Below are 4,587 nucleotides of genomic sequence, written 5' to 3'. Positions count from 1 at the left end.
GTGCTTGTCTCCGCCGACGAGAACGGCCTTACGGTCGATCTTCACGTCGTGCTCGAGAACGGCGTCAACATGAAGTCCGTCTGCCACAATCTTTCGAGCTCCGTTGCCTTCACCCTGCAGGAGATCGCCCAGATCGATCCCGCCAGCCTTAAGATCGGCATCCATATCGACGCGCTCAAGAGCCGTCTGAACTAGCATCCGAAAACGGAGATTCAAATACCCATGATTGCAAAGACCATTCGCACCTGTTTTCCGATCGCTGCGGCTGCCGTTTCCGACAAGGCCGAGGAGATCAACAAGCTCAACGTCTTCCCCGTACCCGATGGCGATACCGGCACCAACATGTCGCTCACGCTCGCCTCGGTGACCAAGGAGCTCTCTGCCCTTCCCGCCGATGCCGATATGGAGGCCATCGCCGGTGCCATCACCCACGGCTCTCTCATGGGCGCTCGCGGTAACTCCGGCGTTATTACCTCGCAGATTCTTCGCGGCGTGGCCGAGGGTCTTGTCTCTGCCGACGAGCCTATTACGTCCGCCAACATTGCCTTCGCCTTCCGTCGCGCCGTCAAGGTTGCCTTCCAGGCTGTCCGCAAGCCCATCGAGGGCACGATCCTCACGGTCCTGCGCGATGTCTCGACCAAGGCCGATGAGTGCGAGAAGAAGAAGTTCTCGGCCGAGGATGCGCTCGATGCTATCGTCGTCGAGGCGTACCAGTCCGTTGCTCGCACGCCCGACCTGCTGCCCGTTCTGAAGGAGAACGGCGTGGTCGACTCCGGCGCCTTTGGCTTTGCCATCTTCCTGGAGAACTTTGTTGCCGCCGCTCTTGGCCGCAGCACCGTTGTCGAGGATTTCTCCGCTACGTTTGACTCCGCCGGCTCTGCCCGCGATGCCGCTCTTGGCCGCGTTGAGATCGAGGCCAATGACGACTGGGAGGGCTCGGAGTTCCGTTACTGCAATGAGTTCCTGTTTAAGGCAGACGCCCCGTTTGACGAGGACGAGTGCCTTAAGTTCCTGGGCTCCATGGGCGACTGCGAGCTGCTGGTGGGCGCTTACCCCGATTACAAGATTCACGTGCACTCCAACACCCCCAACCTGGTGCTCGAGCACATGCTGCAGCTTGGTCAGATCTACGAGGTCTTTATCCACAACATGGAGATGGAGGCCCACGATCGTACCGCCAAGATTCATGAGGACCAGGAGAAGGCTGCCGAGCCCGCCAAGGCGCTGGGCTTTGTCGCCGTTGCCGCCGGTTCGGGCGAGGCCGACATCCTCAAGTCCCTCGGCGTTGATGTGATCGTCTCGGGTGGCCAGACCATGAACCCCTCGACCGCCGATCTGCTGGGCGCCGTCGACCAGGTCAACGCGACCTCGGTCATCATCTTGCCCAACAACGGTAACATCCGCATGGCTGCCGAGGCCGCTGCCTCTGCCTGCACCGATAAGAAGGTCGCCGTCGTTCCCACCAAGACCGTTCCCCAGGCGTTCTCCGCGCTGTTCGCCGTCCTGCCCGATTCCGAGCTCGAGGACGCCGTCGCCGCTATGGTCGACGCCATCAGCGAGGTCCGTGATGGCGAGGTCACCCGCGCCGTGCGCGATTCCAGCGCCTCGGACGGCTCTCCGATTCACTCCGGTGACGTCATGGGCATCATCGCCGGTTCCATCGACGTGGTCGGCTCCGATGTGAAACAGGTCACCCTCGACTGCATCAACCGTATGCAGGAGGAAGAGGAAGGCGACGCGCTGACGATTCTGGCCGGCGAGGAACTGTCCGACGAGGCCTTCCAGGAGATTGTCGACGCCATCGAGGAAGCTCAGCCCGACTTGGAGATTGATGCCCACCGTGGCGAGCAGCCGCTCTATCCCGTGATCTTCTCGATCGAGTAGGCAACTGCCCATGTCCGAGCTGTGCTCCGTGCCGCGCGTCTCGGAGCGCTTTGCCCAGAGCAATGCGCTCGGCGAGGATATCGCGCGACTCAAATATGTTTCGGGTAAACGTGAGGAGGCCCTTCGTCGTCTGGGAATTCGGACGGTGGGGGACCTCCTTCTCCATATCCCACATCGATATCTGGACTTCACCCGCTCTTGGTCCATCGAGATGGCGCCCATCGGTACCGTGTGCACCATCATTGCCACGGTTGATCGCATTGTTCAAAAGCAGCCTCGTCCGCGCATGCAGGTGACCGAGGTATCGCTCGTTGATGACACGGGCGTGCTGCAGGTCGCCTTTTTCCGCCAGCCCTGGATTGCCCAGCAGCTTAAGCGGGGCGATCGCCTGGCCGTGATGGGTAAGGTTGAGTTTGCCTACGGCTTTAAGCAGATGGCCTCGCCCCACTTTGAAAAGCTCGAGGACGGGCGCGCCGCAGGCACCATTCTGCCGGTCCATTACGTGAGCGATGGCGTGAGCCAGGCGTGGATGCGCCGCATCGTAAGCGGCGCGCTCGAGGTCGTCGGCAATCCGTTCGATCCGATTCCCGCGCCGCTGCGCGCAAAGCGGAAGCTCATGAGCAATGCCCGCGCGTTGCGTTCGATCCACTTTCCCTCGAGCATGGCTGAGCGCGACATTGCACGCCGGCGTCTTGCCTACGAGGAGTGCCTCTACCTGCAGCTGGCGCTGCGTCTGCGCAACGACGGCGGCCTGGTCGATGTGGTGCCCTATGCCCACACTGCGGGCGAGCATCTGGGCGCGCTTAAACAGGCCCTTCCGTTTTCGCTGAGCGACGAGCAGGAGGCCGCATTCCAAGACATCCTGCATGACATGTGCGATGGCGGGCGCGTGATGAACCGTCTGCTGCTGGGCGATGTCGGTACCGGTAAGACCGCCGTTGCCGCCTGCGCGCTGGCTGTGGCTGCCGATAGCGGCACGCAGGCCTGCGTTATGGCGCCCACGGGCGTGCTGGCGCGCCAATATGCCGATAAGACCGGCCCTCTGCTCTCGCAGGCCGGCATGTCCTGGGCGCTTCTGACGGGCGCCACGCCGGCCGCAGAGCGCGAGCGCATCCATGCCCAGCTGGAATCGGGCGAGCTTGACGTGCTCTTTGGCACCCATGCGGTGCTTTCGGATAACGTTGCGTTCAAGCATCTGTCGCTTGTTGTCATCGACGAGCAGCACCGCTTTGGCGTTGGCCAGCGCAACGCCCTACGCGCGAAGGGCCCCGGTGCCGATCTGCTCGTTATGACGGCAACGCCCATCCCGCGTACGCTGGCGCTTTCGGTCTACGGCGATCTGGATACGAGCATCATCCGCCATCGGCCCGTCCCTGGCGCTGGCGTGTCGACACGCGTGCTCACCGAGTCGAGCCGCGACCTCGCCTATGGCGCCATTCGCGAGGCGCACGAGAAGGGGCAGCAGGCCTACGTGATTTGCCCGCTCGTGGAGCCGAGTGACTCGGCCGATGAGTTGGAGGACGTGCCCGGTATCGCCCGCGACGAGGAGGGCCGCGTGACGGTCCCCGTGCCGCTGCACGATACGGCGACCGAGCTCGACCGCCTGCGTCTGACGCTGCCGGGTCTCACTATCGAGCGCCTCCACGGCCGCATGCCAGCGGGGGAGAAGGACCAGGTTATCGATGCCTTCAAGCGTGGCGAGATTGACGTGCTCGTCTCGACTACGGTGGTCGAGGTGGGCGTTGACGTGCCCAACGCCACCGTCATGGTCATCGAGAACGGCGAGCGCTTTGGTTTGGCTGCCCTGCACCAGCTGCGCGGCCGCGTGGGCCGTGGCGGCGTGTCGGGCACGTGCCTGGTCATGACGCACTCCAAGGGCAACGGCGGCGCATCGGCGGCACAAGACCGTCTCCAGTCGCTCGAAAAGACCTCGGACGGCTTTACGCTCGCCCAGATGGACCTGCGTCTGCGCCACGAGGGTGAAATCCTGGGGTACCGTCAGCATGGCGGCGTGACCTTGCGCTTTGTTGACCTCGATGCCGACGAGGAATTGATCGAATGGGCCCATTTGGACGCGGTCGAGCTCTTGCGGTATGCTTGCAACCTTGACTCCGTGGCGACGCGTCCTCTGCGCGATGCGGTCGCCATGCGGTATCGACACATCTTTAAGGAGGTCAGCGGAGGATGAGAATCATCGGCGGCGAATGGCGCGGTCGTAAGATCGAGGAGCCCCGTGGTCGCGATGTCACCCGCCCCACGACCGATCGCGTGCGCGAGGCGTGCGCATCTATGGTCATGTCGGCATTCGACTTCGATCTGGACGAGGTCCGCGTGCTGGATGCCTTTGGCGGCTCCGGCGCCTTGGGCATCGAGATGCTCTCGCGTGGTGCCCGCTCGCTCACCACGTTCGAGATCGATCGCAACGCTGCTCGTCTGATTACCAAGAATATCGAGTCGCTCTGCCGCGACCGTGCACGCTGGCGCGTGGTGACGGGCGACGTGCTGGCAAGCGCTTCGCGCGGCCGCGTGCCGGGCGGTCCCTTTGACCTGGTTCTGCTCGACCCGCCCTATGCTTTTGGTGCTGAGCCGGTCGAGGAGCTGCTACAGAACCTAGCTCAGCAAGGCTTGCTTGCGCAGGGTGCCTACGCGCTCTTTGAGCACGCCGCGGCCGATACGGGCGCTCACCCGGCCGGCTTTGAGACC

Annotated in this window: 4 protein-coding genes; all 4 read left to right on the top strand. The window is 63.4% G+C overall.

The window, feature by feature from the left end:
- The coding region (locus AB5758_RS07825; RefSeq protein WP_497506242.1) for an Asp23/Gls24 family envelope stress response protein at positions 1-195 on the top strand (195 nt) is incomplete at its 5' end.
- Between the two features lie 27 nt (positions 196-222).
- On the top strand, positions 223-1,884 hold the full coding sequence (locus AB5758_RS07820; RefSeq protein ID WP_006234030.1) for a DAK2 domain-containing protein: 1,662 nt from the start codon (positions 223-225) through the stop codon (positions 1,882-1,884).
- Positions 1,885-1,894: 10 nt separating this feature from the next.
- A complete protein-coding gene (locus AB5758_RS07815) occupies positions 1,895-4,072 on the top strand; it encodes an ATP-dependent DNA helicase RecG (protein ID WP_368152577.1) in 2,178 nt (725 codons plus the stop codon).
- Positions 4,069-4,587: RsmD family RNA methyltransferase (locus AB5758_RS07810; RefSeq protein ID WP_368155478.1), on the top strand; the 519-nt coding region annotated here is incomplete at its 3' end. The genes AB5758_RS07815 and AB5758_RS07810, both read left to right, overlap by 4 nt.

The organism is Collinsella aerofaciens (assembly GCF_040926405.1).
Taxonomy (GTDB): domain Bacteria; phylum Actinomycetota; class Coriobacteriia; order Coriobacteriales; family Coriobacteriaceae; genus Collinsella.
This window is presented reverse-complemented; position numbering and strand designations above follow the sequence as displayed.

Bases quoted from the DNA above. Each gene is read 5' to 3' on its own strand.
- AB5758_RS07820 (WP_006234030.1), top strand. From the start codon at position 223: ATGATTGCAAAGACCATTCGCACCTGTTTTCCGATCGCTGCGGCTGCC.
- AB5758_RS07815 (WP_368152577.1), top strand. From the start codon at position 1,895: ATGTCCGAGCTGTGCTCCGTGCCGCGCGTCTCGGAGCGCTTTGCCCAG.